2 protein-coding genes are annotated in these 1,604 nt (G+C 69.9%); both read left to right on the top strand.

Translation table 11 applies throughout. The features are described 5' to 3' along the window. The first annotated feature begins 93 nt into the window (after positions 1-93). Complete coding sequence (locus ACTWQA_RS58865) at positions 94-279, top strand: hypothetical protein (protein ID WP_443167473.1); 186 nt, start codon at positions 94-96, stop codon at positions 277-279. A gap of 61 nt (positions 280-340) precedes the next feature. Then, positions 341-1,552 carry a cytochrome P450 gene (locus ACTWQA_RS58860; protein WP_443167472.1) on the top strand — a complete coding sequence of 404 codons (1,212 nt, stop codon included), beginning with the start codon at positions 341-343 and terminating at the stop codon, positions 1,550-1,552. Positions 1,553-1,604 lie beyond the last annotated feature (52 nt).

The following is a 1,604-nucleotide window of genomic DNA, read 5'->3' as shown; positions in this document are numbered from 1 at the left end:
AGGTGGTCGCGGCCAACATCCTCGGCGCCGACCGGCCCTACACGCCGATCCCGTACTTCTGGACCGACCAGTACAGCGTCAAGATCCAAGTCCATGGCCTGCCGTCGGCGGCGGCCGAGCTGGACATCGCCGAGGGCGATCCGGCGCAACACCGCCCGCTACCTCGAGGGCGGCCAGGTCACCGGCGTGCTCGGCTGGAACATGCCCAAACAGGCCCGCCTCCTGCGGCAGCAGGAGCTCGGCAGCCGGCAGACCACTCAGCCCTTCGCACCCGCGTGACGGCGGCGAACAGCCGGCCGTTCCCGGGCGACCAACCCATCCGTTCATGAGGAGATGTCGAATGAGTCTCGACGAGCAGGCCCTGACCTATCCGATTCCCAACGACGCGGCGCTGGAGCCGCCCGCGGAGTGGGCCGAGTTGCGCGGCAAGTGCCCGGTGGCGCACGTGACGCTGCCCAGCGGCGACCAGGCGACGTTGCTGACCCGCTATGAGGACGTCAAGCAGGTGCTGGCCGACCCCCGCTTCACCCGCCAGCTCACCGCCCCGGACGCGGCCCGCTTGTCGGCGGACGGGGGCGGGGTGTTCAGCAGCGAGATGGCGACGGTCATCCCCGACGGCGGGGAGGAGCACCAGCACTGGCGGCGCCTGGTCGGCAAGTGGTTCACCGCCAAGCGGATGAACGCCCTGCGGCCCCAGATGGCGCAGATCGCCGAGGAGCTCATCGACGACATGGTCGAGCGCGGCGCCCCCGGCGACCTCAAGGCGTCCCTGGGCTTCCCGCTGCCGGTGTACGTCATCTGCGACATGCTCGGCGTGCCCGCCGCCGACCGGGACCGGTTCTCCTACTGGTCGGACACGTTCCTCAACCTCACGCGCTACAGCAAGGACGAGATCGACGCCGCCCAGGCCGAGTTCTTCCAGTACATGTCCGGCCACGTCGCCGCCAAGCGGGAGCAGCCGGGCGACGACATCCTCAGTGAGCTGATCGCGGCCGGTGGCCCCGAGGATGGCGGGCTGACCGACATCCAGATCCTCGTCACCGGAATGGGGCTGCTGGTCGCCGGGCACGAGACCACCGCCAACATGATCGGCAAGATGGTTTCCATGCTGCTGGCCGACCGCTCCCGGTGGGAGGCGCTGCTGGCGGACCCGAAGCTGATCCGCACAACCGTGGAGGAGTCGCTGCGCTTCGACGCCAACTCCGGCTTCGGCTTGCCACGCTACCTGCGCGATGAGACCGAGGTCAGCGGCACGGTCTTGCCCCGCGGCACCACGGTGATCTGCAGCATGGCCGCGGCCAACCGTGACGAGAGCGCCTTCGAGGCCGCCGAGCACATGGACCTGACCCGCAGCCCGAACCCGCACCTGGCCTTCGGCTCCGGCGCCCACTCCTGCCTGGGCCAGGCGCTGGCCCGTACCGAGCTGCAGGTCGTGCTCGAGGTGCTGCTGCGCAAGCTGCCGACCCTGGACCTGGCCGTGCCCGTGGAGGACCTGGAACGCGTCGAGGGGCTGGCCGTCGGCGGCCTGCGCACCGTGCCGGTCCGTTGGTGACCGCCTGATCGACACCCGGAGGGAATCATCATGAAAGTCATCGTCGACGAGG

The organism is Nonomuraea sp. 10N515B, from assembly GCF_052245915.1.
Taxonomy (GTDB): Bacteria; Actinomycetota; Actinomycetes; order Streptosporangiales; family Streptosporangiaceae; genus Nonomuraea.
This window is presented reverse-complemented; position numbering and strand designations above follow the sequence as displayed.

Bases quoted from the DNA above. Each gene is read 5' to 3' on its own strand.
- ACTWQA_RS58865 (WP_443167473.1), top strand. From the start codon at position 94: ATGGCCTGCCGTCGGCGGCGGCCGAGCTGGACATCGCCGAGGGCGATC.
- ACTWQA_RS58860 (WP_443167472.1), top strand. From the start codon at position 341: ATGAGTCTCGACGAGCAGGCCCTGACCTATCCGATTCCCAACGACGCG.